Genomic DNA, 4,126 nt, shown 5'->3' with positions numbered 1-4,126 from the left:
TCCTCCTGCACCACCACCGTCCCGAACTCCGTCCGGAACAACGAACCCGTCGGACAGACATCCAGGCAGGCCGCGTGCGTGCAGTGCTTACACACATCCGACATCATCAACCAACGGAAATCGCTGCGCCCCTCCGCGCCGGTGCCCCGACCCGGCGGCTGCGCACCCGGCATCCCGAGGAACTCCGGCCCGGCGCCACCCCCGACCGGCCCGGGGCCACCGACGACCGGCCCGGGGCCTACCGGGTCGCCGAGCACGTCGTTCGGTCCGCCGGCGGCCATCCGCGCGGCGGCCGACGGTGACTCGGGCGGCACTCCCGGGTTCGCGCCGTTCAGATCGGTGGTGCCGCCTGCGACGGCCGCCGACGCCGCGCTGGCCGGCGTCCCGGCGGGCGGCGGGGCGCGATGCCCGGCCGGGCGGGCCTGTTCGATGAACGCGACGTGCCGCCACGAGTTCGCGGTCAACGCGCCCGTGTTGTCGTAGGACATGCCGAGCAGGTCCAGGCCGGAGCCGGGCACCCCGTTCCACTCCTTGCAGGCCACCTCGCACGCCTTACAGCCGATGCAGACGCTGGTGTCGGTGAAGAACCCCATCCGCGGCGGCGCCGACGACCAACCGGCATCCGGTGCCGGATCCAGCGGCCCGTACAGGCTGTTCGGGTCAGGAATCACCGTGCCCCTCCCCGTCGCTGTCGGTGGTGACCGCCGGGGCATGTCGACCCGGGGCGATTCCGGCCCGCCGCTGGTAGTCGGCCACCAGGTCGAGCAGCGCTGGCCCGGTGGGACGGCGGCCGGGCCGGACGTCGCAGGTGCCGACCTTGCTCTCCTGGATCAGGACGTTCGGGTCGAGGCTGATGCCGAACAGGTCGTTGGCCGAGTCGCCGGTCACCAGACCCTCGAAGCCGAAGTGGTACGGCAACCAGACCTGATGGATGACCTGGCCGTCCACCCGCAGCGGGGTGAGCCGGTCGGTCACCAGCACCCGTGCCTCGATGGCCGCGCGGGCGCTGACCAGATGTGCCCAGCCGAGATGCGCCAGATTGGCCTCGGCGGCCAACTGCGGGGAGACCTCGACGAACATCTCCGGTTGCAGCTCGGCCAGCGGGCCGACCGTGCGGCTCATCCCGCCAGCGGTGTGGTGTTCGGTGAGCCGGCTGACCGTGAACACGTACGGGAACACCTGGCTGTGCGGCTCCGGTGGGCTCGGGTTCACCGAATTGATCGGGTGCGCGTACATCTTGCGGGTCGGGTTGGCCTGCTGACGGTAGAGCGGGTTGCGCACCGGTGACTCGACCGGCTCGTAATGGGTGGGCATCGGACCGTCCAGGACTCCGCTGGGCGCGTACAGCCAGCCCTTACCGTCGCCCTGCATGATGAACGGGTCGTCGCCGGCGATGCCCTCCGTGCCGGACGCGCCGGGCGGCGGCCGGTACGACGGCGGTTTGGTCTTCTCGAAGTCCGGCACGTCGTAGCCGGTCCACTCGGCCTTCTCCGGGTCCCACCAGACGTACTTCTTACGCTCACTCCACGGTTTGCCGTCCGGGTCGGCGGAGGCACGGTTGTAGAGGATCCGCCGGTTCGCCGGCCAGGCCCAACCCCACTCCGCAGCGACCCAGTCCTGCTCGTGCCGGGACTTCCGGCGGGCGGCCTGGTTCACGCCGTCGGCGTACACCCCGGTGTAGATCCAGCAGCCGATCGCGGTGGAGCCGTCCGCGCGAGCCTCGCCGAAACTGGACAGCGGACTGCCGGTCGCCACGTCGTACCCGTTGATTTCCCGCAGCACGGCCTCGGCGCTCGGCTCCGCGTGCGGGCCGTGCGTGGGGTAATCCCAGGTGAGGTCGAGCAGCGCCCGGTCGCGGGGCAGGTCCGAGCCGGCCAGCTTCTCCCGCAGCTTGCGGCCGAGGTGGTAGAAGAACCACAGCTCGGAGCGGGCGTCGCCCGGGGGTTCGACGGCCTTCTCGCGCCACTGCAGCAGCCGTTGGGTCTGGGTGAAGGTGCCCTCCTTCTCCACATGCGAGGCGGCGGGCAGGAAGAACACCTCCGTACGGCACTCCTCAGGGACGATCTCGCCGGTGGCCACCTCGGGGCCGTTCTGCCAGAACGTTGCGCTCTCGATCATGAACAGGTCACGGACCACCAACCAGTCGAGGTTGGCCATCCCGAGGCGCTGGGCGCGGCCATGCGCGGAACCCACCGCCGGGTTCTGCCCAAGCAGGAAGTACCCCTTGATCTTGCCGTCGATCATGTTGAGCACCTGCTGGTACGTCCCGTGGTCGCCGGTCAACCGGGGCAGATAGCCGTAGCAGTAGTCATTCTCTGGCGTCGCCGCATCGCCCCAGTACGCCTTGAGCAGGCTGGCGGCGAACGACCCGGCGTTACCCCAGAAGCCCTTCTGCCCGGGGTGGCGGATGCTGTCGACCCATTTGTCGAACGTCGGGTGGTCGGCGTGGTGTGGCATCGGTAGGTAGCCGGGCAGCAGGTTGAACAGCGTCGGGATGTCCGTGGAGCCCTGGATGCTGGCATGCCCCCGCAGCGCCATGACCCCGCCACCGGGGCGGCCCATGTTGCCGAGTAGCAGTTGGATGATCGCGCCGGTGCGGATGTACTGCACGCCCACGCTGTGCTGCGTCCACCCCACCGAGTAGATCAGCATCCCGGTACGTTCCCGGCCGGAATTCGCCGTCCAGGCTTGGGCCAGTTCCAGGAACTTCTCCTGCGGAATGCCACAGACCCGTTCCACCATCTCCGGCGTGTAGCGGGCGAAGTGCCGCTTGAGGATCTGGTACACGCAACGCGGATGCTGCAACGTCTCGTCCCGCAGGGTCTGGCCGCCAACCGGTGCGCCGTGCGACTCGTGCGCCAGCCCCGAGGCACTATCCCGCTCCTGGGCGGTGTGCCCGCTGCCGGAGGAGCCCTCGTGCCCCTCGTACTGCCAACTGTCCTGCACGTAGGTGCCGGTCTGGGGGTCGAAGCCGGAAAAGAACCCGTCGCCGTCCTCGGTGTCGGTGAACTGCTCGCTGACGATCGTCGCCGCGTTCGTGTACGAGAGCACGTACTCGCGGAAGTCGAGTTCGTTGTCCAGGATGTAGCGCACCACCCCACCCAGCAGGGCGATGTCGGTGCCCGCCCGGATCGGCAGGTAGCTGTCGGCGACCGCGCTGGTCCGGGTGAACCGAGGATCGACGTGGAAGACCTTGGCGCCACGGCGCTTGGCCTCCATCACCCACTGGAAACCCACCGGATGCGCCTCAGCCATGTTCGAACCCTGAATGACGATCACGTCAGCGTTGGCGATGTCCTGCTGAAAGTCCGTCGCACCGCCACGACCGAAGCTGGCCCCCAGACCGGGGACAGTGGCGGAGTGTCAAATACGCGCCTGGTTCTCGATCTGGAGCGCCCCCATCGCGGTGAACAACTTCTTGATGAGGTAGTTCTCTTCGTTGTCCAGCGTCGCCCCACCCAGACTGGAGATACCCAGGGTCCGGTTGAGCGGCCGGCCCTCGCTGTCGACGTCCTCCCAGGTCTGCTCGCGGGCGGCGAGGATCCGGTCGGCGATCATGTCGAGCGCGGTGTCGAGTTCCAGATCTTCCCACTGCGTCGAGTACGGCCGGCGGTAGCGGATGGTCGTCTGCCGCAACGGGCTAGTCACCAGGCTCTTGCTGGCCGCGCCCTTCGGACAGAGCCGACCCCGCGAGATCGGACTGTCCGGGTCGCCCTCGATCTGACTGACCTGCCCGTCCTTGACGAACACACGCTGACCGCAGCCCACCGCGCAGTACGGGCAGACCGAGCGGGCCACGCTGTCGGCATCCTCGGTGCGGGCAGTCAACTCCGCCGAGCGGGCGGATTGCGCCGCAGCGCCCCGGCCCAACGGGTCGGTGCCGGTGAGCTGCCGGTAGACCGGCCAACCTTCGATGAAGGTCCGCAAACCCATCCCCCGACACCCCCTCCCACGCGAGCGACCTCATGAACATAGGTCAACCGAGACATGTTCGCGAACCGAGGGATCACCGGCTGAACAGACAGCGCCGCCCCCGGCTGGTGGGCCGGGGGCGGCGTTGGTGTCGGTGTGCAGGTCGCCTCTCGGCGAGTGGCACGACGCGGCTCCAGCCGAACGGTGTTCCGCG

The 4,126-nt window shown here is 69.0% G+C and carries 2 protein-coding genes; both read right to left on the bottom strand.

The window, feature by feature from the left end:
- Positions 1-668: 4Fe-4S dicluster domain-containing protein (locus ABZV00_RS37665; RefSeq protein WP_355615402.1), on the bottom strand; the 668-nt coding region annotated here is incomplete at its 3' end.
- Positions 661-3,933, bottom strand: a complete 3,273-nt coding sequence (gene fdh / locus ABZV00_RS37660) for a formate dehydrogenase (protein WP_355615399.1) — start codon at positions 3,931-3,933, stop codon at positions 661-663. The genes fdh and ABZV00_RS37665, both read right to left, overlap by 8 nt.
- Positions 3,934-4,126 lie beyond the last annotated feature (193 nt).

The sequence above is a fragment of the Micromonospora sp. NPDC005173 genome (genome assembly GCF_040608515.1).
Taxonomy (GTDB): domain Bacteria; phylum Actinomycetota; class Actinomycetes; order Mycobacteriales; family Micromonosporaceae; genus Micromonospora.
The sequence above is the reverse complement of the archived record's forward strand: the minus strand, read 5'-3'. Positions and strand labels throughout refer to the sequence as shown.